The sequence below is a fragment of the Pedobacter sp. KLB.chiD genome (assembly GCF_047040275.1).
Classification (GTDB): Bacteria; Bacteroidota; Bacteroidia; order Sphingobacteriales; family Sphingobacteriaceae; genus Pedobacter.
This window is the reverse complement of the sequence record NZ_CP178207.1, coordinates 3733809-3760758: the sequence shown is the minus strand read 5'-3', so window position 1 is coordinate 3760758 and position 26950 is coordinate 3733809. Positions and strand designations below refer to the sequence as shown.

The window sequence follows — 26950 nt, the reverse complement described above, 5'->3', positions numbered from 1 at the left end:
TCAGGCCAGCTCATTTACAAACTTGCAAAGTTAAAGTCCGTTCATTTAATTTAATAGAGATTTTTGCCATTTATATAAGGTAAAATTCTAATTTTGTAATGCTTATAGTAAACAGTTAATAATGGATAAATTATCTTATCTTAATGGCGCAAACGCCGAATATATAGAGTCTTTATATCAATCCTACCAACAAGATCCGGCATCTGTTGAGTTTGGTTGGCAGAAATTTTTCGAAGGTTTTGATTTTGGAAGAGGATCTGAAGCGCCTGCAGCAACAGCAGAAACGCCTGAGCACTTTTTAAAAGAGGTTAATGTTTTAAATCTGATTGATGGCTATCGTAGCCGCGGTCATTTATTTACCCACACCAACCCTGTTCGTGAAAGACGGAAACATTTACCGACATTGGAACTGGCCAATTTTGGATTATCGGATGCCGACCTGGAGACTGTTTTTAACTCTGGTGTGGAGATTGGTATTGGAGCAGCGAAACTGAAAGATATTGTAGCCTTTTTAAAACAAACATACGCAGGTTCTATCGGGGCCGAATTTAAATTTTTACGCACACCAGAAGTGTTGAACTGGATTCAGCAAAAAATGGAAAGTGTGCGTAACACCCCAAACTTCTCTATCGACGAGAAAAAACGTATTCTCCGGAAATTAAATGAAGCGGTAAGTTTCGAGAATTTCCTAGGTACAAAATTCCTGGGTCAGAAACGTTTTTCGTTAGAAGGAGCAGAAGCTTTGATCCCTGCTTTGGATTCGGTAATTGAAAAAGGGGCTGAACTGGGAATAGAAGAATTTGTAATTGGTATGGCACACCGCGGCCGTTTGAACGTGTTGGCCAACATCATGCAAAAAACATACAAAGATATTTTTGCGGAGTTTGAAGGTAAAAGCTACAGCCCTGATACTCCATATGGGGGCGATGTAAAGTACCATTTAGGTTATTCTACCGATGTTGCTACCGTTTCGGGTAAAAGCGTCCACTTGAGTTTATGTCCTAATCCATCCCACTTAGAAACCGTTGATGGTGTGGTAGAAGGCATGAGCCGCTCTAAAATCGATTTCAAATATGGTGGAGACAATAGCCGTTTAGCGCCGATTTTGATTCATGGTGATGCATCAGTTGCCGGACAGGGTATTGTTTATGAAGTTATCCAGATGGCTGGTTTGGAAGGTTATAAAACAGGGGGAACTATTCACCTTGTAATTAATAACCAGATTGGTTTTACCACCAATTATAAAGATGCCCGTACCAGTACTTACTGTACCGATATTGCTAAAGTAACTTTATCGCCTGTTTTCCACGTCAATGGTGACGATCCTGAAGCTTTGGTTTATGCGATTAACCTGGCAATGGAATACCGTCAGAAATATAAAAATGATGTTTTTATTGACATTCTTTGCTACCGTCGTTTCGGACACAATGAGTCTGATGAGCCTAAATTCACGCAGCCATTATTGTACAAAACGATTGAAAAACACCCTAACCCAAGAGAAATTTATATTGATCAATTAACCAAAGAGGGTAAACTGGAAGCTGGTTTAGCAAAAGAAATGGAAAAAGATTTCCGTGGTATTTTGCAGGAACGTTTGAATGAAGCTAAAGAATACGTGGCCAGCAACAGCGAAGTTAAATTTGGTGGTGCATGGGCCGATCTGCGGATGGCAACACCTAAAGATTTCGAGGCTTCGCCGGTTACAGCAGTTAAAAAAAGTACTTTATTGGAAATTGGTAAACGCATTACCACTTTACCCTCAAATAAAAAGTTCTTCAAAAAAATCGAAAAACTATTTGCCGAGCGCACCAAAATGGTGAATGAAACGCTTGTTTTCGATTGGGCAATGGGCGAGCAACTGGCTTATGGTACTTTGTTATCAGAAGGTAAACGTGTTCGTTTAAGTGGTCAGGATGTGGAGCGTGGTACGTTCTCTCACCGTCACGCCGTATTAACACTTGAAGATAGTGAAGAAGAATATGTACCATTGGCCAATATTTCAGATCAACAGGCCTCATTTGATATTTACAATTCACACTTATCAGAGTACGGCGTTTTAGGTTTTGAATATGGATATGCCATGGCCAATCCAAATGCATTAACCATTTGGGAAGCACAGTTTGGCGATTTCTTTAATGGCGCTCAAATTGTTGTAGATCAATATATTGCCAGTGCTGAAACCAAATGGCAACGCGAAAACGGTTTGGTGATGTTATTGCCTCACGGTTACGAAGGACAAGGGCCTGAGCATTCATCAGCGCGGATTGAGCGTTTTATGGAGCTTTGTGCAGATTATAACATGCAGGTAACCAACTGTACTACTCCTGCAAACTTCTTCCACGTTTTACGTCGCCAGTTTAAACGCGATTTCCGTAAACCATTGGTGGTATTTACGCCAAAAAGTTTACTCCGTCACCCGGCTTGTGTTTCCAGGTTAGAAGAATTTACCGAAGGCGGCTTTAAAGAGGTTATTGATGATGTAAATGCTAAAGTTGCAGAGGTAACACGTATTGTTTTCTGTAGCGGTAAAATTTACTACGAGTTGCTGGAGAAACAACAGGCTGATAAAATTAAACATGTAGCCCTTGTTCGTGTAGAGCAATTGTATCCAACACCGGTTGATCAGATGGAAGCCATTCAGAAAAAATACATAAATGCAAAAGAAATTTTCTGGGTGCAGGAAGAGCCAGAAAATATGGGTGCATGGCCATATTTATTCCGTAAATTATATAAGACTGCTTTAAAAGGTATCGACGTAATTTCGAGAAGGGAAAGCAGCAGTACCGCTACGGGTTTTGCAAAACAACATGCCAACCAACAAACCTATATTTTAGCCAAGGCTCTTGAACTTCCTGTTAAACAGGAAGAAGTAAAGGAAGCGACCAAAAAAGCCAATAAAAAAATGGCTGAAGCAGATTAAATGTAGAAGGTTCCGAGGGGTTAAAATAGCGGATTAAATAATTCACGATTTTAAACTTTCAATCTTAAAACATAATAACAACAAAAATTACAATTTTAAAAATATGAGTTTAGAGATAAAAGTTCCACCTGTTGGTGAATCGATCACCGAAGTTGTTTTATCAAGATGGATAAAAAACGATGGCGATGTTGTTGAAATGGATGAAGTGATAGCCGAATTAGAATCGGATAAAGCAACATTCGAATTAACCGCAGAACAAGCTGGAACTTTAAAAACCATAGCCGCCGAAGGCGATACTTTAGCTATCGGTGCAGTAGTTTGTAAAATTGAAGATGGGGGTGCAGCTGTTAGTCCGAAGCCAGAAGGCGATGGTTCAAAAGCTGATGCCCAAGCTCCGGCCCCTGTTGCCGAAGCACCAAAGACTCAAGACTCAGGACTTGCGACTAAAGACTCTTACGCTTCAGGTACTCCGTCACCTGCTGCGGGTAAAATCCTTGCCGAAAAAGGCATTGATGCTGCTGCAGTAAAAGGTACCGGTGTTGATGGCCGTATTACCAAAGATGATGCAGTGAAAGCGGAGGCAGGTAAAAAAGCGGAGGCACCAAAAGCCAGTGCTCCTGTGACAGCTGCTGCTCCTGCAGGTAGCCGTGGCGAACGCCGTGAGAAAATGTCGCCATTGCGTAGAACTGTGGCGAAACGTTTGGTTGCTGTTAAAAATGAAACTGCCATGTTAACTACTTTCAACGAGGTTAACATGAAACCAATTATGGATTTACGCGGAAAATATAAAGACCAGTTTAAAGAGAAATTTGGCGTTGGTTTAGGCTTTATGAGCTTTTTTACCAAAGCCGTTACCGAAGCTTTAAAAGATTTTCCTGCTGTTAATGGCCGTATTGAAGGCGACGAATTGATTTACAATGATTTTGCCGATATTTCTATCGCTGTTTCTGCACCAAAAGGTTTAGTGGTTCCGGTAATCCGTAACGCAGAAAGCATGACTTTAGCCCAGATTGAAAAATCGGTTTTAGAACTGGCTTTAAAAGCACGTGACAGCAAATTAACCATTGAAGAAATGACTGGTGGAACATTTACCATCACCAATGGTGGTGTATTTGGTTCCATGATGTCGACCCCAATTATTAATGCACCACAATCGGCTATTTTAGGTATGCACAACATTGTTGAGCGCCCGGTAGCAGAAAAAGGTGAGGTGGTGATCCGCCCGATGATGTATGTTGCGTTGTCTTATGATCACAGAATTATCGACGGACGTGAGTCAGTTGGTTTCCTGGTTCGGGTGAAACAATTGTTAGAAGATCCGGCTAGATTGTTATTAGGCGTTTAAACCTAAAAACCGGTTAATCGGGACTTATTACATTTATAAAGAAGTCAAGTTTTATGGCCAACGTGCTGTAAAAACTTGACTTCTTTTTTATAACAAAAAATGAAATTAACGTTTAACTCAAAATTTCTATTTATTTTTTTAGCGATATTCCTTATAGAAATGTTGATCGCTAAATATCTTAATGATGCATTTATTCGGCCTTTTGGCGGTGATGTTTTGGTAGTTATGTTAATTTATTCGTTCTTCAGAATATTTTTAGTTACCGATAACAAAAGACTCGCTTTAGGTGTGTTAATTTTCTCTTTTGTAATCGAGTTTTTACAGGCTGTTCATTACGTAAACTGGTTGGGTCTGCAGGACAATACGTTTTGGACTGTTGTTTTAGGGACTTATTTTTCTGTTTACGACCTGCTTGCTTACTTTGTTGGTTATTTGATTTGTTTGTGTTTTAAGGATTGAGCGGAGTTTCTATTCCAGCATAGTTTACTTACAAGCTACGTTAGGGTGAATAACCTAAGATTTAGATAAAACTTTAATCGGTTTCAAATCCAATTGTTTAAATTCCACCTCGCTGCCTTCTGCCTGTAAAGCGATTTGTCCACTAGCTGCGGTACAATTGGTGCCATGGTTTACCAAAGTGCCGTTTACCCACACCATTATTTCATTTCCTAAACACTGAATAATCATGGTGTTCCACTCGCCAACAGGTTTTTCACTGTCATCTGTTAAGTTTTTTATACGACGTAATTTATCGCCATTTATGCCCCAGTTTTCTTTTGGCCCACGTCTGCTTACCATATCCGGTACAGTGATATCTTCTTCAATACACCAAAAATCGCCTGCATCTTGATGTTGCAACTGGATTTCCATCGATTTTGGGAACATTCCGTACAGCACGCGCGGAGTTGAAGCATGTACCAAAACACCACAATTACCTGGCTTGCCAGCGAAGCGATATTGTACGGTTAATTGATAATTTTTGTAAATTTTATCGGTTATTAGATGTCCGCCAGGTGTACCTAAACTGACCAGCATGCCATTGCGTACCATAAATGGATTAACGGTGTCGGGTTTGCTGTCCATTGCAGGTACATCTACATGCCAGCCATCTAAATTTTTGCCATTAAAGAGGCTTTTCTGGGCAAATACCGATGTACCAAGTGTGATGAGTAATAGTAGGGTGTAATGAAATTTCATGATATTTGGTTTATTCAAATATATTTTAAAAATTTGAAAATGATGGTAATAATTGTCAACCTGAATGAAATGAAGATCTTAAATAACGAGCGTTGGTTTTTTTATTGTCTTAATTGAGATTTTTTCACGGCGTTCGGCACGACATCAAATTCTAATTTCAATAATTCCTCATAAGCATTTCCCTCCATTCCCAGTAATTTTGCGAATACTGGTTCGGTTTTATATCCCTGTTTCTTCAAAATGATAACTTCTTGTCTGAATGCTTCACCTTTTTTTTAAAGTAACTGATATTCGATTAACATATGGCGGTAAGCATTCTGCATGGTTGTGGGGACTGGTTGTCCGAATATTTCGAATTCGAAACCGTCTATAACGAAATTAGCATTTATGGATTGAAAGGTCGGATTTTCTGTGATCTTAAAGTCTTTTTTGTTCTGAAAGTGATTGATTAATAATTCGGTAAAAGCGGCTTTATCTTTCATATAGCAGATGATATCAAGATCGCTGTTTTCGATGTCGATATTAATGGGTATGGTGCCGACTAAAATAGGTTGATATAGTCCTAGTTTTTCTAAAACTTTATTCTCGGTCAAAACCTGATAGGCTTTTTTTTGCTTCTCATTTCCAGACTTGAGATAGGCGATATTGAGGAAGTTGATCATTGGCAGTGGATTGTTTTTGCTAAAATTAATAGGCCTGAATTAAGAAATCTTCGGCCGCTTAATGCCGTCGAGTGAAGCGCAGCGTCCGCTGCGGATTGTTGAACTGAACTTTTATTTCAACGATGAGTGAGCAGAAGATTGTTTCCGATGCTGTGATCCGTAGAGCTCTTCGGAACGCTACGGGTGGATAGAAGTGGCAGTCAATAGGGAAGATTCTTCATCTTGTTCAGAATGACAATAAAAAGAGGCTAGCTCCATGAACGGATCTTCATGAAAAAGCCTGTCTCAATTTTGAAACAGGCTTCAATTTATTAAATTCTTGTCTGCTGGAATATTAATCTTCCACAATTTCACTGTTTAAACTAACATCATCCTTTACATCTTCTTTAAAGTAGTTTTTTTGGAAGATCAGGATTAGGATCACCCCAACCGAAATTGCAGCGTCTGCAAGGTTAAAAACAGGCCTAAAGAAAACAAATTCTTCTCCTCCCCAAATCGGAAGCCAGTTAGGGAAATGACCTTCGGCGATTGGGAAATAGAACATATCAACTACACGGCCGTGAAACCAGGTTTCGTAACCATAAATCTTTCCATAAAAAACCGAATCGATAATGTTGCCTAATGCACCGGAAAAAATCAAAGCGACGTTTAGAATTAAACCGCGGTGATATTTTTGCTTAATGAGGTAATGTAGGCCATAACCGATTCCTGCAACAGCAGCAATACGGAAAAGCGATAAAGCTAATTTGCCAAATTCACCACCAAACTCCATTCCAAAGGCCATTCCGTTATTTTCAGTAAAATGGATAATAAACCATTTACCAATAATATGGAACTCCTGCCCAAGGTACATGTGCGTTTTAACCCAGGTTTTAACCAGCTGGTCGGCCAGTAAAACTAAAAAGATAACAATTAAAGGTTTTGTATAGCCTTTCATTAACTCTGTTTTAATTTAGCTTCCATGCTTAAAGTAGCATGAGGAACAGCACGTAAACGCTCTTTTTGGATTAATTTACCCGTTTCGCGGCAAATACCATAAGTTTTATTCTCGATACGCACCAATGCGTTCTCCAGATTATCGATAAATTTTTTCTGACGCGCAGCCAATTGATTGATCTGCTCTTTCTCCATCGTTGCCGAACCATCTTCCAATGTTTTGTAAGCACCTGAAGTATCTTCGGTTCCATTGGCGTTGGGATTACTTAAAGATGCCGTTAAAGCATTAAGTTCCTCTTTCGCCATGCGTAATTTATCTTGAATTAATTCTTTAAACTCCTGTAATTCACTGTCTGAGTAGCGTGTTTTGTTACTGTTTTCCATGTTCTTTTCTAATTTTTTTATATATGGATTTATATTTTAGTTACTGAAATGTTTAACTCAACATCGTCAATCACGATTTTGTTTGCATTATTTACAGCATCTGTTAATTCAAATTCATCGGCCAATATTTCGGCACAAATGTAATCCTTGTTTTTAGCAACTGCGCTGGTTACCAAGTTATCGTTTTGTAATGAAACTTTAATCCTATCGGTCACCTCAAAATTCAGTTCTTTCCGTAAATTCTGGATACGGTTAACCAATTCGCGCGAAATACCTTCCTGTTTCAGCTCTTCCGAAATGGTTACATCTAAAGCAACAGTTAAGCTGCCAATGTTGGTTACCTGCCACCCCGGAATATCTTCAGCAAAAACTTCTACATCATCATTCAGATCAATAGCATGCTGAATGTTGTTACTGCCAAAAACGTTGATGTAACCATCAACCTCCAGACGCTGGATATCGTCTTGTGTCATGTTCTCTAAAGCTTCTTTTACGATGCTCATATCTTTCCCAACTTTTTTACCCAGAGATTTAAAGTTTGGTTTCAGCTTTTTCTTTACAATGCCATGCGTATCAGTGATGAATTCAATGTGTTTCACATTGGTTTCGGAAAGAATATAATCGGCAACTTTAGCAATTTTTTGTTCGAAATCACCATTTAAAGATGGAATTAAGATTTTCTCTAAAGGCTGCCGCACATTGATGCCCGATTTTTTACGCAACGATAAAACCATCGAAGAGATATCCTGAGCATAAACCATTCTTTCGTTCAACGCATTGTCTGTTAAACTTGGATCAGCTTCTTTCCATAACGTTAAGTGAACCGATTCTGCTGCGTATGCATCCGTTACCGTTAAGTTTCTGTACAACCAATCCGCAAAGAAAGGCGCAACCGGACTCATCAGCTGTGCAAGGGTTTCTAAACAGGTATAAAGTGTTTCGTAGGCAGCACGTTTATCATCAGTCATTTCGCCTTTCCAGAAACGGCGGCGGCTTAACCTGATGTACCAGTTACTCAAATGTTCATCAACAAAAGTCTGGATGGCACGGGTAGCTTTAGTTGGCTCGTAAGTATTATAGCTTTCATCAACTTCGCTGATTAAATTCTGCAAGAGTGACAAAATCCAACGGTCTAATTCCGTTCTGTCTTCAACTTTGCTCAGGTTGTTTTTGTCAATCTCGAATTTATCGATATTGGCATATAAAGCAAAGAACGCGTAGATATTGTAAAGGGTTCCAAAGAATTTACGGCGTACTTCGTCCAGGCCCTCTAAACTAAATTTAAGGTTATCCCAAGGTGATGCATTGCTGATCATATACCAGCGCGTAGCATCGGCGCTGTAAGTTTCGATGGTGCTGAAAGGGTCAACGGCGTTGCCCAAACGTTTAGACATTTTGTTGCCGTTTTTATCTAATACCAGTCCGTTCGAAACTACATTTTTGAAAGCAACACCAGGATTGCCTACTTTTGCGTTTACCGCTTTAATTTCATCACTGGCTTCGCTCAACATTACCGCAATGGCATGTAAAGTAAAGAACCAACCCCTGGTTTGGTCAACACCTTCTGCGATAAAATCAGCAGCATAAGCGTTTTCAAACTCTTCCTTATTCTCGAACGGAAAGTGCCATTGTGCATAAGGCATGGCACCACTATCAAACCAAACGTCGATGAGGTCAGTTTCGCGGATCATTTTTTCACCTTTTGATGAAGTTAAGATTACATCATCCACATATGGGCGGTGCATATCTTTCAGTTCGAAACCTGCCGGCATAAATCCGGCTTCTACAGATTTTGCAATCTCCGCATTTAGATCAGCGATAGAGCCTATACATTTTTCTTCCGTTCCATCAGCCGTACGCCAGATGGGTAAAGGTGTTCCCCAATAACGTGAACGCGATAAATTCCAGTCAACCAGGTTTTCCAACCAGTTACCAAAACGGCCAATCCCTGTTGATTCCGGTTTCCAGTTAATTCCTTTATTTAATTCCACCATTTTATCTTTAACCGCGGTGGTTTTAATAAACCAGCTGTCTAACGGATAGTATAAAACAGGTTTATCTGTTCTCCAGCAGTGTGGATAGGTGTGGACGTATTTTTCTACCTTAAAAGCTTTGTTTTCTTCTTTTAACTGGATGGCGATTTCTACGTCGACAGATTTTTCTGGCGCCTCACCGTCTTTATAATATTCGTTTTTGACGTATTTGCCGCCGTAATTTCCGCCTAACGATGCAATAAATTTACCCTGCAGATCTACCAGAGGAACGGCATTGCCTTTTTCATCCAAAACAAGCATCGGCGGTACTTCAGGTGTCGCCAGTTTAGCTACCCGGGCATCATCAGCACCAAAAGTTGGTGCGGTATGTACGATACCTGTACCATCTTCGGTGGTTACGAAGTCTCCGGCAATTACCCGGAAGGCATTTTCCGGATTTTGATAAGGCAGTGCATAAGGCAATAATTGCTCGTATCTGATGCCTACTAAATCTGTACCCACAAATTCTGCTAAAACCGTGTAAGGGATTTTTTTATCTTCAGCTTTGTAGCTTGCAAAAGCTTCGTCGCTCTCGGCTAAGAAATATTTCCCTGAAAATTGCTTGCCCACCAAAGCCTTAGCCAGTATCACCTGGATCGGCTCAAAAGTATATTGATTAAAAGTTTTAACCAGTACATAGTCAATCTTCGGCCCTACGGTTAATGCGGTATTACTTGGCAATGTCCATGGGGTGGTTGTCCAGGCTAAAAAGTGAACCGTACCAAAACCTTTTAATGCTTCCGGCAAAGTAGACTCAATAGTTTTAAACTGTGCCACAATCGTGGTGTCGCTTACATCTTTATAAGTGCCTGGCTGGTTCAGCTCGTGTGAGCTTAAACCTGTACCCGCAGCAGGTGAATAAGGTTGAACGGTATAACCTTTATATAAAAATCCTTTGTCATAAAGCTGTTTTAAAATCCACCAAAGGGTTTCGATGTATTCATTTTCGTAAGTAATGTATGGATTTTCAAGGTCAACCCAGTAACCCATTTTTTCGGTCAGGTCGTTCCATACGTCGGTATAGCGCATAACCTCGGTACGGCAGGCTTCGTTATATTCATCTACACTGATTTTTTTACCGATATCCTCTTTTGTAATGCCCAGTTTTTTCTCTACCGCAAGTTCAATCGGGAGACCGTGTGTATCCCAACCACCTTTGCGTTTAACCTGGTAGCCTTTTAAAGTTTTATAGCGGCAAAAAATATCCTTAATTGCACGCGCCATTACATGGTGGATCCCCGGCATACCATTGGCAGACGGTGGTCCTTCGTAAAAAGTAAACGGATTAGATTTAGGACGCGAAGAAATGCTTTTTTCAAAGATATTCTCCTTTTTCCAAAAATCTAAAATTTCCTGCCCTATTTTGGCAAGTTCCAGTTGTTTAAATTCGCTATACATCAATCAAGTACCTCAAAAAATTAAAGGTTGCAAAGTTAACAGAATTGGCCGAATTTTGGTAGTTTTGATGTAAATACTTTTAACGTGAAATTATTTAATATAGGGCTTGCATTAATGATCGTAGCTGTAATTGTTTTGCCAATTATAGTGGTAATAAGCCCTTCTGACCGCGATTTTGTGCTATATGCTTTTTATTTCTGTGGCTTGCTCGAACTTATCGGACTTATTTTTGTTTTAATCCATATGATCACACTAAAAAGAAAGACCCTATGATTAAGCTATTGAAATTGCAGAAGGCCGTTTTTGTAATTGCTGCAGGGCTGCTTTCTTTTATTACTTATAAAATTCTGGACGCCTATGAAGTAAAGGGAAGCGTCTATTTCCAAATGCTGGCGGGCGTACTTATCATGGTTGGTGCACTCTGGATGCTCTATCCAATTTTATTTGCCAAAAGAGACAAAGATGGCAATGCCGAAATTATTACCGATCCGACTGTTGAGGTTCCGGTTGATGAGGAGGAGAAAAAGCCTGCAACAGAATAAAGTGATAGACCTATAAGGTTTCCAAAACCTTATAGGTCTAGAATAGATTTTTCATTTTGATGAAATTCCACAAACTCTTCTATTCCTCCGAACCAATCGAAAACTGCATTTCTTTCGAGTTTGGAGCTTTTGTTGATGTTGATTATTGAATTGTAAGAAGAATAATTCCATTCCGATGGTAATTTGCAAAAACCATGATGAACAGGGTTATGGTGAATATAATTTATTAGTTTGCAAAAATAAGATTCATCATTAATTTCTTTTCTGCGAGTGAAATCTAAAAATAAAGCTCCTCTTCTATTGCATTGTTTATTAAATGCCTTCGCATAGCTGTTTAAAAAATTACTGAGTTGCTGCATAATGAATTTATGGAAATCAAATTCATCATTATCATTTTTCGCCAACAGCCTAATCACCTTATCATTTCTAATTTGAATCAATAAATGAAAATGATTAGGCATTAAACAATAGCTAAATGTTTTAGCGATAGGGGATATATATTTATCATATCTGCTCAAGAAAAAAATAAAGTTATCATGTTTTCTAAACAGATTCTCTTTTCCTACAGCATGGTTATAAATATGGTAAAAATTGTCGGGATGAAATTTATCGAAATATTTCATGGCAATTTTTTTTATAAATATAACAATCCTATAAGGTTTTAAAAACCTTATAGGATTTAGAAAAAGGTCTAATGATCAAACTCACCTGCGTTTTTCGCAGATTCTTCATCTGATACCACTTTTCTTACTTTCTTTTTATCTAACCATAATACCAGTGCCGGCAATAAAGTTAAATTGAAAATTAAGGCCACCAATAAGGTTATAGATAAGAGTAAGCCTAATACTACTGTTCCGCCAAAGGTTGAAGCGGTAAATATTCCGAAACCGAAAAATAAAATTAAAGCGATATGTGTCATACTTACGCCTGTTTCGGTAATGGTATCGCTAATTACTTTGGGTACGCTAAAATTCGTCAGGTTTAATTCCTGCTGGTAGCGTGTTAAAAAATAAATGGTCTGATCGGATGCTAAACCAAAGGCGATGGTGAAAATCAATATGGTAGAAGGTTTTAAGGAAATTCCAAAATAGCCCATAATTCCGGCTGTGATAATAAGCGGAACAATGTTGGGCAACAGCGAAATGAACATAATGCCCAAACTCTTAAACTGTGCCAGCCTTAAGAGAGAGATCAATATAATAGCAAGGGCAATGCTTTCTACCAGGTGCCTTAACATATAGTCGGTTCCTTTAGAAAAGATAATGCTTGAGCCGGTGAGCTCAACATCAAATTTAGATGGAGGTAATATGCTGTCAATACGTGGTTTTAATTCGGCCATAATGGCGTCTAAACGTTTCGAACCTACATCAGCCATTTGAAAACTGATCCTCGTGCTCTGATTTCCTTTACTAACAAAGTTGTTTAAGAGGTTTGCGTTTCCTTTACCGCCATTTGCGATGTAGGCCAGAATAAAATTCTTCTCCAGGTTGTCTGGCAAACGGAAAAAGGTAGAGTCGTTATTGTAAAATGCCTGAGTAGCATATTTCAAGCCCATATTTACCGAGATAGACCGTGAAAATTCCGGGTAAGATGAGATCATTTTTTCCAATTTCTCCATTCTTTTCAGGTTGGTTAAATTGAAAACGCCATTTTTTTTCCTGGTATCGACACTTACTTCCAAAGGTAAAATGCCCTCAAAATTTTTCTCAAAGAACTTTAAGTCAGTTAAAATTTCGGAGTTTTTGGGCAGGTCATCAACTACGTAGCCATTCACATTTATTTTCATTACACCAACAAAGGCAATGATAGAAATGATAATTGTTCCGATATAGATTAATCCGCTTTTTTGCTGAACGAGTACATCTGTTTTGACCAATAGCTGATGTAAAAAGCCTTCTTCAACGTGGTTTTGTGCTTTAAGTTTAGGCACTGGCAGGTAGCTGAAGATAATCGGAATCAAACATAGGCACATCAACCAGGTAACCATTACATTAATAGAAGCCACACTGCCAAACTGCATCAAAAGTTCACTTCCGGTGAAGTATAACACCCCAAATCCGATAGCTGCGGTAATGTTCGCAATTAAGGTAGTAATGGCAATCCGTTCTATGGTGATGCTTAACGCTTTTTGTTTATCGCCATGCTTTCTGAGTTCATTCTGATATTTGTTCAACAGTAAGATACTATTGGGAATACCAATAATTACAATCAGAGGCGGAATCAATCCGGTTAAAATGGTTAGTTCAAAACCAAATAAAACCAGTGTGCCAATACTCCAGATTACACCCATTATAACCACTAAAATAGGGAAAAATACCGCGTAGAATTTCCTGAAGAAGATCAATAAAATTAGGGCCGATACCAGAATGGATAAACCTAAGAATAGTACAAATTCGTTACTGACCAGCTTACTTACCGCGGTACGGATATAAGGCAGTCCCGATATATGAACCTTAATTTTTGTGGCCGTTTGAAAAGCTTTTGCCTTTGTCTCAATCTCTTTTAAAATGGGGTTACGTTCGGCAGTATTTAAGATTTTAGTATCAAAGGTGATGGCCATCAAAGTTGCATTTTGACGGTTATAAACCAGACCTTCGAAAAAAGGATTGCTATAAATGGCATTTTTGATCGAATCCATCTCTGCATCGGTTTTAACCAGGCCGCCTGGTAATGGTTTTAACACAAATTTTTGGTTAACAGTATCTTTTTCCAGTTGAAAAATCCTTCCTGAAGATAAAACCTGCTTGATGCCTTTTAATTTTTGTATATCATTAGAAAGCTGGACCCATTGGTTGTATATTTCTTTTTTGAAAATATCAGGCGATTGTATCCCCACCACCATCACACTGCCATCTTCTCCAAAGGTTTTTTTAAAGGTGTTGTATTTAATGAAAGCGCTATCGGTAACAGGTAGGATTTTACTCCCCGTGTAAGAGAGTTTTACATTTTTGGCCTGGTAAGCCATGAAAATTGTTCCTAATACAAAAAATACAATGATTGCAATACGATTCTGAAGAATAAATCTCGATAGCTTAACCCACATGTGCAGCTTAGTTTTAATAATATTAAAGGCAAAACTAATCTTATTTGTAAAACGTGATTACTTTTCGCACAATTAAATTTGCACAAATAACATACTTTTGAAAAAATTGTTTTAACCGGATGTTGCACAAAGTTAGGGGCATTGTTTTAAAGACTACAAACTACAGCGAAAGCAGTGTGGTGGTGCAGGTACTTACCGATAAATTTGGCATGCAGTCTTACCTGATCAATGGGGTTAAAAAACCAAAAGCGAAGATTAAGATGAACATGCTGCAGTCGCTCCACTTGTTGGATATGGTGGTTTATCATAAAGTAAATACCAATATACAAAGGGTGTCGGAAGTCCGGCAAACGCCGGTTTTTAAAAGTATTCCATATGATATCCTTAAAACCAGTATCGTTATATTTTTAAATGAGGTGCTGTATAAAAGCATCAGGCAGCAATCGGCTGATGAAAGTTTATTCGATTACATTTTTAATTCGATTGCCTGGTTTGATGAAGTGGAAGAGATAAACCCAAATTTTCATTTGTCGTTTTTATTAAAGCTTACGAGGTTTTTAGGTTTTTCTCCTAACGGAAAAAGAAGAAACGATCAGATCTACTTTGATCTGCAGGAAGGAGAATTTACTTCACGGTTGCCGGTTCACTCCAATTATCTTCAATTAGATGATGCGACAGGTTTTATTTCATTGTTTGATTCACCACTCGAAAAGATTTCTGAAATAAAATTAAGCAATAGCCAGCGACGCTTTTTGTTAGATAAGATATTGGTTTTCTATACCTTACATACTGCCTCTTTTGGGGTGGTGCAATCGCATAAGATCCTCGAAACTTTATTAAGTTGAAAAAAAAGAAAAAAAGATTTGCAGAACAGTTTTATAGCGCTATATTTGCATTCCCAAACGGAGAGTGGGGCATTAAATTTGACAAAATATAAAGGGAAATTAGCTCAGCTGGTTCAGAGCACCTCGTTTACACCGAGGGGGTCGGGGGTTCGAACCCCTCATTTCCCACCAAGCCTTTCAGGAAACTGGAAGGCTTTTTTATCAGATTTGACATATACAAAGGGAAATTAGCTCAGCTGGTTCAGAGCATCCCGACGTTATCAGTCGGGAGGGTCGGATCGAAAAAGATGAGATAATTTTGAAACATTACCAAAAAGGGAAATTAGCTCAGCTGGTTCAGAGCACCTCGTTTACACCGAGGGGGTCGGGGGTTCGAACCCCTCATTTCCCACTAAGCCTTCCAGGAAACTGGAAGGCTTTTTTTATGTTCAAATTTTAGGATTTGAGTTGTAATAATTCTACAGAAAAGTTGACTCAGGTGGTTAATGAGGCTCCCTTTTATATAGAGGTATCGTCTCGATTGCTTTAATAATATTAAGATGATTCTATTTAGTGAATTCTTATATTTATTATATGTTTTACACCTATATCTTATATTCAAAAACTCGAAATAAATATTATGTTGGCTCTACAAATGATCTAACGAATAGGTTGAAAAAACACAACACAAATCATTCAGGTTTTACCGGTCATACCGGAGATTGGTGTGTTGTTTGGAGTGGTTTTCGAAACTAGGAAAGAGGCAATATTAAAAGAGAAACAAATTAAAAGTTGGAAGAGCAGGCTAATGATTGAAAAATTGATTGCCTCAGCAAGATATATTAACTTATCCTAGGGATTGTTCATCTCAGCTGATTCAGAGCACCTCGTTTAAACCTAAGTGGTCGTCCCGATTTGAACATCGGGATCATTTCCCACTAAGCCTTCCAGGAAACTGGAAGGCTTTTTTTATGTTCAAATTTTTGGTACAGATACTCATCGAGGAAGTGAACTCAGCTGGTTCAGAGCCCTCATTTACACCGAGGATGGCGTCCCGATTTGAATATCGGGATCAATTTCCCACCATTTAAAGCCTTTCAATTTATTGAGAGGCTTTTTTTATGCTTCATGCTGAACGCAGTGAAGAATCTTTTAGCTAAAGTAAAAGTTATCTTGGCTCGAAGTATGTCTAATGGGATTGGATCAATAAAAATATTTTAAACCACGTTGAGATTTCTATCGTAAAGATTCTTCGCTGCATTACCATTGATAGAATCTATCGGATCAAGTTGGGAATGACGATTCCTTAAGGGATGTTATCTAATAAAATTTATGCCACTCGTATTGATTTTTGTAAAATAAATTATACGTCAGGATAACAACAAACTATTTAGGCTCCCATAATTCAATCTTATTGCCTTCTTCATCCATAATATGGATAAATTTTCCATAGTCGTAAGTAGCGATTTCATCAAGTATCATTACACCATTTTCTTTAAGTTTTTCCAATAGCGCTTCAAGATTTTGAACCCGGTAATTAATCATAAATTCCTTTTTCGAAGGTGAAAAATATTCATCTCCTTTTTTAAACGGACTCCATTGAAGTGATTCCACCTCATCAGGATCATTGATATTCCGGGAATCAAAACTCACAGCACCCCACGCATTGATTTCGACACCTAAATTTTTAGCATACCAATCTTTTGTTTCCTTCGGATTATCCGAAAAAAAGAAAATGCCGCCAATTCCTGTCACCTTTGGTGTGGTATCAGTTGTTGAAGCCGGGTTTGTTGTGTCTTCCATATTATTTTTGATTGAGATTTTGCCAGTTAAATTCTTTTCTAACCCTAAGATAGTAGAAAATCAACTTTATTATTTACCATATTCAATAATATATCCGAAATTGCTCACAAAAAACAAATTTAAATGCTCCGTAAAATCGTCAGGTTTATTTTCTTTGGAAACTACTTTGTGGGGATTTTAGCAGTAGCCCTTACGCTTGAGGCTACTCTTCAGCTCAGACTTCCGTTTAATTCCCTCAATTATTACCTCTTGTTATTTCTGGCCCCCACCATTTATTATACCTACGCCTACAATAGAGTGTCTACTGCACCCTCTGCTACCAACCCCCGCAATCAATGGTATTATCAACACAAGACATTTATTAACTGGAGTCAGACTGTGCTTTTTATCAGTTGCATGCTGTTGGCCATTAACCTGCTGTATCAGAACTTTAAACATATGCTGTCGCTCCCGCTTAGTTATTGGATAGCTATGGTCGTTATGACTACTGCGGGTGCTTTATACTATGGTTTGCTCCCTAAATCCTTCATTAGCTTTAATCTACGCAATACGGGCTGGTTAAAAGCTTTCGTTATTGGTTTTGTTTGGGCCTGCTGTGTCAATGTGCTGCCCTTAATTATGCTTAAAATCGAAACTGGGGTGGGTTATCATGATTCGGTACTATGGACCTGGTTATTTGTTAAAAACTGGATGTTCTGCACGGTAAATGCCATTATTTTCGATATTAAAGATTACCCTACCGATGCGAATAAACACCTGCGCACTTTTGTAGTGCGTTATGGCTTACGAAGAACCATTTTTAATATTCTCATTCCCCTTTTAATTATCGGTTTAATTTCGCTGGGCATATTTGCCACTTATAAAGGCTTCGGAATACCACAGGTTCTATTCAATGTTCTGCCCTTTGTTTTGACAATTTATGTTGCTTATTCCATGCACAAAAGGAAAAATATCCTGTATTATCTGATGGTAATTGATGGACTGATTTTATTTAAGGCAATATGTGGAATAATAGGAATGCAGTTTGTTCAGTGAGCTGAAAGGTTAAAGCTGAAAGACCAAAGCGTATTTACACTCGAAAAATTTATCTTGATACTTGATTCTCAATACTTGATACTACTACAAGAATGAACAACAACTACGATAAAATAGCTAATCATTACGATACCTTAAGCCGTTTGGTGTTTTTTAAATCGCAGGTTAATGCTCAGGTCAATCAACTTCCATATATTCCAAAAGATAGTTCAATTTTAATTGCAGGTGGTGGAACAGGATGGATTTTAGAGGAAATTTCCAGGATACATCCAGACCGGCTGAAGATTGTTTATGTAGAGATCTCCGCTAAAATGCTGGCGCTTTCTCAAAAGCGGGATTATAAAAACAATCAGGTTGAATTTTTGAATATGGGTATTGAGGATTTTAACACCGATGTATTGTTTGATGTCGTTTTAACGCCATTCCTTTTCGATAATTTTGCTGAAGAAAGGGCTGCAAAAGTATTTCAGCAATTGAATGGCTGTTTAAAGAGAGACGGCCTTTGGTTTATAGTTGATTTTTCGCTCAATAAAGTCAATGGAAACTGGTGGAAATGGCTGCTGCTTAAATCGATGTATTGCTTTTTTAAATTACTGGGGATTGTAGAGGCCAATCAGCTAGTGAACATGAATCCTTATTTTTTACATACAGGTTATCAGATTGTGGAACAACGTTTTTATTACCGGAGTTTTATAAAAGCAGTTATTTATAGAAAATAAAATGACATTCATTTAATGCATCTATGTTGCATTTAAATTTTGGATTTGGATCTTTGTTCTAAAAAGTAATCGTATATGGATTTTGATGTAATTATAATTGGCGGCAGCTATGCAGGTTTGTCTGCGGCATTAACACTGGGCCGTTCAACCCGCAATGTTCTGGTAATTGATGCTGGTCAGCCTTGCAACCGACAGACGCCACATTCACATAATTTTTTAACACACGATGGCGAACGGCCTGCCGATATTGCCAGAGTTGCAAAAGAAGAGGTGTTGAAATATCCAACGGTCAGGTTTTTGAAAGGTAAAGCCATTTCAGCTGAGCGCATAAAAGGAGGATTTAGTATTGAAATAGAAAGTAAGGAAAGTTTTACGGCCCGGAAAATATTACTGGCCACCGGTTTAAAAGATGTGTTGCCTGACATTAAAGGATTGGCAGCATGCTGGGCCATTTCTGCAATACACTGCCCTTACTGCCATGGTTACGAGGTGAAGAATGAAAAAATAGGCCTGTTAATGAATGGTGAGCATGCTTTCGATATGGCCAGAAACCTTTACCTCTGGAATAAGGATTTAACTATTTTAACCAATGGAAAATCACAATTAAATGCAGAACAGACCGAAAAACTGAAATCTAAATCGATTAGGATTTTAGAAGAGGAGATTATTGAACTGGAACACGAAAATGGTCAGCTCAAAAATGTTGTTTTTAAAAACGGCGAAAGATTAAATTTAAAGGCAATATATGTTAAACCTGAAATAGAGCAACACCTAAATTTTAACGAGCAGTTGGGCTTTGAACTAACGGAGCTAAAAACAATAAAAGTAAATGAACAGCAGCAAAGTACTGCCGAAGGCGTTTATGCTGCAGGAGATTGTACAACCATATTCAGGTCGTTGCCTATCATTACAGCTGCCGGAACAATGGCCGCAGTGATGATTAATAAAGAATTGATTTCTGAAGATTTTTGATCAATCATCAGAGATTAAAGTAGTATCGCACCAATAATTGTGAAGATAAACATCGCTGCAATGACAATTCTATCAGCAGTGATCCATTGATCTCTGGTAAGTGGTGTGGCAACTTTTTTTATGGTTTCAGCTTTATGCCTGGAAAGCCTGAAAATCGATGTGTCTAATTTAATAATCATGGGATGGTGTTTTAAATAGATTCGATTTTTTAAGGACAAATCCCAAGCCAATATTTAAGAAAAATGTTAAATTGTGGATAATTAATATTTTTTTTATAATGAATTGATATTTATACGGTTGTAAATACCGTATAGTATTAAAAAAGGCAATCAGGTTGTTGGATATTCCACACAGCCCGATTGCCCAATATGTATAGTAAATGATTATTACAGGTTTTTTACCTGTTTTTCCACATCATTCAATTTACTGTTCTTTTTGCCGTACCCGAAGTAAATGGCTAAGCCGATAATCAACCAGATTGCAAGCCTTAACCAGGTCTCCCAGGGTAAAAATACCATCATGGCAATGCAGGTTAAAATGCCCAGAATTGGAATTAATGGCACCAAAGGAACCTTAAATGGGCGTTTGGCATCAGGGTTTGTTTTTCTTAAAATCAGGATGCCCACACAAACCATTAAAAAAGCCAATAGTGTACCGATACTGGTCATTTCACCAACTACATTCATGGGGACAAATGCAGCAAAAAGGCCAATAAATAAACAAAGCATAATGTTTGATTTGTATGGTGTTTTAAATTTTGCATGCACATCAGAAAACATTTTTGGCAACAATCCATCTTTACTGATGGAATAAAACATCCGGGATTGTGCCATTAAATCGATCAGGATTACGGATGTATAACCGATCAGAATGGCCAGAATAATAGCCTGACTTAACCAGGCGTAAGGTGTTTTTTCGATGGCTATGGCTACCGGCGCACCACTATTGGCAAATTCTTTATAGTTGGCCAGGCCGGTCATTACATGGCCGAATAATCCAAACAAAACTGTGCAAACCACTAATGAGCCAATGATACCGATGGGCAAATCCCTTGACGGGTTTTTGGTTTCCTGTGCAGAGGCAGCAACGGCATCGAAACCGATGAATACAAAAAATACCAAACCTGCACCACGTAAAACGCCGCTCCATCCAAACTGACCGAATGTTCCGGTATTTTCAGGGATATACGGATGATAATTTGCCGGATCGATATATTGCCAGCCTAAAGCGATAAAAACCAAAACCACGCCCACTTTCAGAAATACAATAATGCCATTTACAATGGCTGATCCCTTGGTACCGCGGATCAGTATGGCCGTCATTAAAACCACTACCAGTGCTGCAGGAATGTTAATGACGCCACGAACAGCAGAACCATCAGCCAGTTTAGCGGTTTCAAAGGGGGATAGGGTTAATTGCGGGGGAAGATAAATATGAAGGCTGGCTAAAAATTTGGTTAAATACTGCGACCAGCTGATGGCTACGGTAGCACAGCCCACCGAGTATTCCAATACCAAATCCCAGCCGATAATCCAGGCGAAAAGCTCGCCCATGGTGGCGTACGAATAGGTATAGGCGCTACCTGCCACCGGAATCATAGAGGCAAATTCCGCATAGCAAAGTGCTGCGAAACCACAGCCTAAAGCTGCAATTACAAAAGATAGGGTAACTGCCGGCCCTGAATGATTGGCGGCTGCCAAACCGGTAATCGAAAATAAACCTGCACCAAGCGTTAAGCCTACACCAATTAAGATGAGGTTGATGGGGCCTAAGGTTCTTTTAAGCGTTCCTTCGCCGCTTTCGTTTGCCTCAGCAACAATGCTGGCAATAGATTTTTTCATGAAAATAAGTTAAGAAGCTGCAAAATTATTAAAATATATTAAATCTATAGTATTTATATGCTTAATTCCTGTAAACCTAAAATCAGATAGGTACCTGCTAACCTTAGAGAATAAAAAGCAGTTTTTGAAAATGTACGTGCTGTTTTTCATAGGTACTGTAGTCCCGCCATCGCTTGTAGTCCTCGTTACGCTTTGCTTCACTGTGGGCTACCCGCTCTGTCGGGTTTATTTACAGGGGGGCTGTTCCAAAAACATAAATAGTAATACAAAACCTCTCCACCTAAACCTGATAGAACCCAATAGCTCCCGATTTAAGTAAATGTTTGTATTTAAGATCTATCTAATCGGGACTATAGGTGATAGCAGGGCTGCAAAAACCAAAGTATTACAGGCCCCTGCTTTTCTAAAAAACAGTAAAAATTTTCAGCTTTAAAGGAATTATTTCCAAAGCACAAAATTTTATTTAAAATTATGTCATTGATAATCAATTATTTGTGTATTTAATTTAAATTATTGTAGTACTATGTATTGCATGGTAGTGTATAAAACATATATCTTTGTTATATGATGGCAGAAAATACGCAAACACAAATGCGGAAGGGAATTCTGGAATACTGTGTTCTATCAATCATCTCTCGGGGCGAAATTTATGCTTCGGATATCATTGCCGAGTTAAGGTCGGCAAAGCTGTTGGTGGTTGAGGGTACATTATATCCATTATTAACCAGGCTTAAAAACAACGGTTTGTTAAGCTATAACTGGGTAGAATCTACCTCAGGCCCTCCGCGTAAATATTATACCTTAACCGAAGATGGTCGGGGCATTTTATCTCAATTAGACCAAACCTGGCAGGAACTGGCCTATGCAGTAGGGGTTTCGCAAAAAGGAGCCAATTCATAATCATTAGTCACAAAGAAATGGAAAAGACCATCATCATTAATATAGGGAACACGATTATTCACATTGAAGAAAGTGCCTACGAACTCTTAAAAGCCTACTTGAACGAGGTGAAACAATATTTTGCCAACCATGCCGACGATCTGGAAATTGTAACGGATATCGAAAACCGGATTGCGGAACTGTTAACCGAGCAATTGGAAGAGCAGAAAAAACAGGTGGTAGATCCGGCCAACGTCAATTCGGTAATTGCACAAATGGGCAGGGTACAGGATTTCGATCACACAGCCGAAGGTGAAGCAGAACCAGTAACCGACAACCACTATCAGTATCAATACACCGAGAAAAAATTGTACCGCGATATGGACGATCGCGTGGTAGCCGGTGTTTGTTCGGGTATTGCACACTTTGTAAATGCTGATCCGAAATGGATCAGGTTAGCTACGTTACTGATCAGTTTGGCTGGTGGATTTGGCTTATTGGTTTATGCCTTACTTTGGATCATCATGCCAAAAGCCAAATCGCGTATAGAAAAAATGGAGATGAAAGGCGAACCTGCCAACCTTCAGGGATTTCAGAAAAACCTGGATGAAGAACTACAGGCTGTTAAAGAGCGCTTAAGTGAAGTAAATAAACATGCACAGCCTTTATTTGCACGTTTTGGGATTTTTATCGGCGAGTTTTTTGAATGGCTTGGCCGTTTTATATCAGGTACCGGAAAAATCATTTTTAAGATAATCGCTGGTCTTATCGTCTTAGCTGGCATACTTTTTTTACTGGCGTTAATTATTGGTACAGCGGCATTTCAGGGATTTTGGGATGCAAGTATCTATGAATATTTCCCGTTCTCCATTGTGAATGAAAGCAACAGAGGGATGATTTTATTGGGAGCATTTATTGTATGTTTCGTTCCGGTTTTGGCTTTGGTATTATTCTCTATCCGGGTAGCGTTTAATAAACAGGCCATTAATAAAACACTGTCTTTTGGCTTATTGATTATCTGGTTGGCAGGTGTGGCGGTTACGGGTTATCAGGCGGCTAAAATTTCGACCGAGTTTAAGCAGCATGCAGAGTTAACGCAAACCACCGACCTGAAATCTTTTCCTACTTACACTTTGAACATCGATAAAAGCAAATACTTTAGTAAAGAAGATAGCGTAGCTTACCACATTGATGCAAACAACCGCCATCAGATTGTGGTTGATGACCTGGAAGATGGTCCATTTGTTTCGCCGAACCGGATCCGAATTAACATTGATAAAAGCGAAAATGGTGTTACCCGTTTAACACAGAAGTACGAATCGCAGGGCAAAACCTTTCAAAGTGCCTTACAAAATGCCCAGAACATCAGCTACAATTACGTAATGAAAGAGTCAGAGTTGATTTTTAGTCCGCGGTTTCAATTGAAAAAAGGGAGCATCTGGAGAAACCAGGAAGTAAGGTTAAATCTTGAAATCCCGGTAGGCACGAAACTGATTTTAAAGCAGGATATTTACCGCTACATTAATAACTACTGGACCTGGGAGTGTAATGACATTGAAAATGACCACGATGACTACAGTGTTTGGGTGATGACTGAAGATGGATTGAAATGTGTTGCCAAACTAAAAGAAGAAGCTATCAGAAAGGAAGAACTTCGAAAAGAACTATCTGAATTGGAACGGTTACAAAAGAACAAAACTGATGATGTAATTTATCAGGATTCTGTTTCAAACAGGATCAGGGAGGTTAAAGGAGAGTTGGGGATTGCGCCATAATAATATTTCGTCATTTCGAGCGGAGTGCAGCGCAGCCGAGAAATCTATTTAAACAGATCTCTCCCCGCCTGTACGGGCAGGCGTTCCGTTTCACTTCAGTCGGGATGACGTAAAATTTAAAAAGAAGAAAACCATGAAAACATTATTTACGCTAATGGCATGCCTGATGGTGTGTGGGGCTTCTTTTGCCCAAAAATTAAATAAACTTTCCGGAAAAATTGTAGATGAAAAGACTGTCCCGGTGCCTTTTGCGATGGTTCGGGTGCTGAATTATCCCGATACCGGTCTTGTCAAAAGTGTATCGACCAACATCGATGGTGAGTTTAGCATCGATCAGTTAAAAAATGGTGATTATATCCTCTCCATCTCGATAGTGGGTTTTAAAAGCAAAAAAACAGATCGTTTTTCGCTTAACGGAGATTTGAATCTGCCGGTAATCAGCATCGAAAGTTTAAGCAAGCAATTGAAAGAAGTGAGCGTTCAGGGCAAGAAACCATTTATTGAACACCAGATTGATAAAACGGTACTGAATGTAGAAAACAGTATTACAGCTGCAGGCAGTACTGCGTTAGAGGTTTTGGAAAAAGCGCCTGGTGTACAGATTGATCGTCAGAATGATCAGATTAAACTGAACAATAAAAATGGGGTAACAGTGATGATCGACGGCAAATCCAATTTCCTTTCAGGCGCCGATATTACCACGTTGTTGGGCAATATGAGCAGCGATCAGATTGCAACCATTGAACTGATTACCAACCCTTCTGCTAAATATGATGCAGCTGGCAATGCCGGGATCATCAATATCAGGCTTAAACGCAATAAAGCTTTTGGTACAAATGGTACCCTGGCCGTAAACACCGGCCAGGGCATTATGCCTGATTCGCCGGGTGATTTATTTCGCGCGGGTGTAAATTTAAACTTAAATCACCGCCAGGGTAAATGGAATATTTTTGGAAATGGCGCAATCGTACGCAAAGCCCAGTTTAACAATACGTTTCTAACCCGTACCACTTTATCGGATGGTTTGGCCAGTTCATTAACACAAAATTTCGACCGGAAAAACAAAGGTGTTGGTTTCCAGGGGAAACTGGGCGCAGATTATTATGCTTCGGAAAAAACGGTTTTTGGGGTAATGTTGGATGCCAATACGGTAACCACCAAACTCAGCAATTTGAGCAATACAAACATCAATGCGGTACAAAATGGTAGTTCGAGCCTGAATTATATTTTACAGGATGCAAATTCACATTCGCCGGTGGGCAATCTAACGGCTAATTTTAACATCAAACACGACTTCGATAAAAAAGGAAAGAGCCTTACTTTTGATATGGATTACTCGCGTTTCAGCAATAAAAAAGATGAAAACTTCCTGGCCAGTTATTTAAACGGTAGCGGCAACCAAACTAACGAAACCACCCTGAGGAACAATACCGATGCAGAAATTAATATTTATGCAGCAAAAACAGATTTTACCTTGCCGATTTCGAAAACGATGAAACTGGAAACAGGTCTGAAAAGTAGCTATGTAGTTACCCATAACAACTTTATCTCCGAACAGTTGATTGGAGGAGTATGGCAGAACGACCTGGGTAAATCAAATAATTTTGTGTACAAAGAAAACATCAATGCCATTTACGGAAGTTTCTCTAAAGAATGGAAAGTATTTCAGGTTCAGTTAGGTTTAAGGGGTGAACATACGCACTCTAACGGAACTTCGGTTACCGATCAAAAACAGGTAAACCGCAATTATTTTTCCTTGTTTCCAACGGTATTTATCAACCAGAAGATCAGTGAAAACCATAACATCCGTTATTCATATGGTAGAAGGGTTGATCGTCCGAATTACCAGCAGTTAAATCCCTTTGTATTTTATATGGATCCTTTGGCGGTTGATCAGGGAAATCCTTACCTCAAACCTCAGTTTACGGCTAATTACCAGGTCAGTTACAGTTATAAAGAGCTTTCTTTCTCGTTAAACTATTCTGATACCCGCGATATGATTACGCAGATCAGTAAACAGGATGATGCCACAAGGATTATCAGTGTGATCCGTGAAAACCTGGGCCGCTCGCGGTATTATTCGGCCGATTTGTATATCCCGGTTAAAGTAACCAAATGGTGGAATATGCAGAACAACATCAGTGTATATTATAACAAATTTAACGATGGCAATATAGAAGGTGCTGCTTATAGTGCCGGTAAAGCGGCTGTGAACCTTTTTACTTCAGATACCTTTACGCTTCCACAGAACTTCAGTATTGAAGTAAGTGCCTGGTTAAATTCTCCACGGGTAAACGGAGTAGAGCAGACAACCATTTATCAGGGGGCGTTAAATGCCGGAATCCAGAAATCTTTGATGAATAAAAAGCTTAAACTGCGTTTAAACATGGATGATATTTTACTCACCAACCATTGGGAAGGAAAATTGGTTTATCAGAATGTCAACATGAGTGTTGTAAACCATTATACCAGCAGGAGAGCAAATTTCAGCATCAGTTATAATTTTGGGAACCAGAATGTAAAATCTGCCCGATCAAGAAATACCGCTACTGATGATATTAAGAACAGAGCAGGGGGATAGATGAGTTTTGAGTTTAGAGTTTGGCGTGGTGAATTTTTAGTCCGAAGTCCAGAGTCCTCAG

Annotated in this window: 21 protein-coding genes, 2 tRNA genes and 1 pseudogene; 14 read left to right on the top strand and 10 right to left on the bottom strand. The window is 38.9% G+C overall.

The genetic code is table 11. The annotated features are described in order from the left end of the window. The first annotated feature begins 121 nt into the window (after positions 1 to 121). From ACK1I8_RS15420 to ACK1I8_RS15410, 3 genes are all read left to right on the top strand, one after another. Positions 122 to 2920 carry a 2-oxoglutarate dehydrogenase E1 component gene (locus ACK1I8_RS15420; protein ID WP_412466220.1) on the top strand — a complete coding sequence of 933 codons (2799 nt, stop codon included), beginning with the start codon at positions 122 to 124 and terminating at the stop codon, positions 2918 to 2920. A 103-nt stretch (positions 2921 to 3023) separates the two neighbouring features. Then, positions 3024 to 4265: a 2-oxoglutarate dehydrogenase complex dihydrolipoyllysine-residue succinyltransferase gene (gene odhB / locus ACK1I8_RS15415; RefSeq protein WP_412466219.1), complete on the top strand. Its 1242-nt coding sequence runs from the start codon at positions 3024 to 3026 to the stop codon at positions 4263 to 4265. A gap of 99 nt (positions 4266 to 4364) precedes the next feature. Continuing rightward, positions 4365 to 4724 carry a DUF2809 domain-containing protein gene (locus tag ACK1I8_RS15410; RefSeq protein WP_412466218.1) on the top strand — a complete coding sequence of 120 codons (360 nt, stop codon included), beginning with the start codon at positions 4365 to 4367 and terminating at the stop codon, positions 4722 to 4724. Between the two features lie 54 nt (positions 4725 to 4778). Here ACK1I8_RS15410 and ACK1I8_RS15405 read toward each other — a convergent pair whose 3' ends face one another. The 5 genes and pseudogenes from ACK1I8_RS15405 to ileS form a co-directional block, all read right to left on the bottom strand. Then, on the bottom strand, positions 4779 to 5462 hold the full coding sequence (locus tag ACK1I8_RS15405) for a DUF1080 domain-containing protein (RefSeq protein WP_412466217.1): 684 nt from the start codon (positions 5460 to 5462) through the stop codon (positions 4779 to 4781). 101 nt (positions 5463 to 5563) lie between these two features. After that, positions 5564 to 6124: pseudogene (locus tag ACK1I8_RS15400) on the bottom strand (DUF4269 domain-containing protein). A 334-nt stretch (positions 6125 to 6458) separates the two neighbouring features. Next, complete coding sequence (locus tag ACK1I8_RS15395; protein ID WP_412466216.1) at positions 6459 to 7061, bottom strand: lipoprotein signal peptidase; 603 nt, start codon at positions 7059 to 7061, stop codon at positions 6459 to 6461. Then, positions 7061 to 7444, bottom strand: a complete 384-nt coding sequence (locus ACK1I8_RS15390; protein WP_090984197.1) for a TraR/DksA family transcriptional regulator — start codon at positions 7442 to 7444, stop codon at positions 7061 to 7063. The genes ACK1I8_RS15395 and ACK1I8_RS15390 overlap by 1 nt, the downstream gene beginning before the upstream one ends. 29 nt (positions 7445 to 7473) lie before the next feature. Then, the gene (gene ileS / locus ACK1I8_RS15385; protein WP_412466215.1) at positions 7474 to 10875 is read right to left on the bottom strand and encodes an isoleucine--tRNA ligase; all 3402 of its coding nucleotides are present in this window, start codon (positions 10873 to 10875) and stop codon (positions 7474 to 7476) included. Between the two features lie 269 nt (positions 10876 to 11144). On the opposite strand from ileS, the gene ACK1I8_RS15380 reads away from it, so the two are divergent. Then, positions 11145 to 11417: an isoleucyl-tRNA synthetase gene (locus ACK1I8_RS15380; protein WP_412466214.1), complete on the top strand. Its 273-nt coding sequence runs from the start codon at positions 11145 to 11147 to the stop codon at positions 11415 to 11417. A 29-nt stretch (positions 11418 to 11446) separates the two neighbouring features. Here the strand turns inward: ACK1I8_RS15380 and ACK1I8_RS15375 are convergent, their stop codons facing one another. Next, a complete protein-coding gene (locus ACK1I8_RS15375) occupies positions 11447 to 12040 on the bottom strand; it encodes a transposase (protein ID WP_412466213.1) in 594 nt (197 codons plus the stop codon). Positions 12041 to 12108: 68 nt separating this feature from the next. Further along, positions 12109 to 14460, bottom strand: a complete 2352-nt coding sequence (locus ACK1I8_RS15370; protein ID WP_412466212.1) for an efflux RND transporter permease subunit — start codon at positions 14458 to 14460, stop codon at positions 12109 to 12111. Between the two features lie 119 nt (positions 14461 to 14579). Between ACK1I8_RS15370 and recO the strand changes: the two genes are divergently transcribed. The 4 genes from recO to ACK1I8_RS15350 all read left to right on the top strand — a co-directional run bounded on the left by recO (position 14580) and on the right by ACK1I8_RS15350 (position 16040). Next, the gene (recO, locus tag ACK1I8_RS15365) at positions 14580 to 15305 is read left to right on the top strand and encodes a DNA repair protein RecO (RefSeq protein ID WP_412466211.1); all 726 of its coding nucleotides are present in this window, start codon (positions 14580 to 14582) and stop codon (positions 15303 to 15305) included. 93 nt (positions 15306 to 15398) lie between these two features. Then, a tRNA-Val gene (locus ACK1I8_RS15360) sits at positions 15399 to 15476 on the top strand. A gap of 145 nt (positions 15477 to 15621) precedes the next feature. Then, a tRNA-Val gene (locus ACK1I8_RS15355) sits at positions 15622 to 15696 on the top strand. A gap of 182 nt (positions 15697 to 15878) precedes the next feature. Next, positions 15879 to 16040 carry a GIY-YIG nuclease family protein gene (locus ACK1I8_RS15350; protein WP_412466210.1) on the top strand — a complete coding sequence of 54 codons (162 nt, stop codon included), beginning with the start codon at positions 15879 to 15881 and terminating at the stop codon, positions 16038 to 16040. 630 nt (positions 16041 to 16670) lie between these two features. On the opposite strand, the gene ACK1I8_RS15345 is transcribed toward ACK1I8_RS15350, so the two are convergent. Then, positions 16671 to 17087 (bottom strand): VOC family protein, encoded by a 417-nt coding sequence (locus tag ACK1I8_RS15345; protein WP_412466209.1) that lies wholly within the window; start codon positions 17085 to 17087, stop codon positions 16671 to 16673. Between the two features lie 123 nt (positions 17088 to 17210). Between ACK1I8_RS15345 and ACK1I8_RS15340 the strand changes: the two genes are divergently transcribed. The 3 genes from ACK1I8_RS15340 to ACK1I8_RS15330 all read left to right on the top strand — a co-directional run bounded on the left by ACK1I8_RS15340 (position 17211) and on the right by ACK1I8_RS15330 (position 19813). Beyond that, positions 17211 to 18122 (top strand): hypothetical protein, encoded by a 912-nt coding sequence (locus tag ACK1I8_RS15340; protein ID WP_412466208.1) that lies wholly within the window; start codon positions 17211 to 17213, stop codon positions 18120 to 18122. Positions 18123 to 18214: 92 nt separating this feature from the next. After that, positions 18215 to 18841, top strand: coding sequence for a class I SAM-dependent methyltransferase (locus ACK1I8_RS15335; protein WP_412466207.1), 627 nt, complete (start codon positions 18215 to 18217; stop codon positions 18839 to 18841). Between the two features lie 75 nt (positions 18842 to 18916). Continuing rightward, complete coding sequence (locus ACK1I8_RS15330) at positions 18917 to 19813, top strand: NAD(P)/FAD-dependent oxidoreductase (protein WP_412466206.1); 897 nt, start codon at positions 18917 to 18919, stop codon at positions 19811 to 19813. A 14-nt stretch (positions 19814 to 19827) separates the two neighbouring features. On the opposite strand, the gene ACK1I8_RS15325 is transcribed toward ACK1I8_RS15330, so the two are convergent. Beyond that, positions 19828 to 19992, bottom strand: coding sequence for a hypothetical protein (locus ACK1I8_RS15325; RefSeq protein WP_412466205.1), 165 nt, complete (start codon positions 19990 to 19992; stop codon positions 19828 to 19830). A 207-nt stretch (positions 19993 to 20199) separates the two neighbouring features. Further along, complete coding sequence (locus ACK1I8_RS15320) at positions 20200 to 21654, bottom strand: amino acid permease (protein ID WP_412466204.1); 1455 nt, start codon at positions 21652 to 21654, stop codon at positions 20200 to 20202. A gap of 564 nt (positions 21655 to 22218) precedes the next feature. Here ACK1I8_RS15320 and ACK1I8_RS15315 point away from each other — a divergent pair. The 3 genes from ACK1I8_RS15315 (at position 22219) to ACK1I8_RS15305 (ending at position 26889) form a co-directional block, all read left to right on the top strand. Next, a complete protein-coding gene (locus ACK1I8_RS15315) occupies positions 22219 to 22554 on the top strand; it encodes a PadR family transcriptional regulator (RefSeq protein WP_412466203.1) in 336 nt (111 codons plus the stop codon). Between the two features lie 17 nt (positions 22555 to 22571). Then, the gene (locus ACK1I8_RS15310; protein ID WP_412466202.1) at positions 22572 to 24308 is read left to right on the top strand and encodes a PspC domain-containing protein; all 1737 of its coding nucleotides are present in this window, start codon (positions 22572 to 22574) and stop codon (positions 24306 to 24308) included. A 133-nt stretch (positions 24309 to 24441) separates the two neighbouring features. Further along, positions 24442 to 26889, top strand: a complete 2448-nt coding sequence (locus ACK1I8_RS15305) for a TonB-dependent receptor domain-containing protein (protein ID WP_412466201.1) — start codon at positions 24442 to 24444, stop codon at positions 26887 to 26889. Positions 26890 to 26950: the final 61 nt, after the last annotated feature.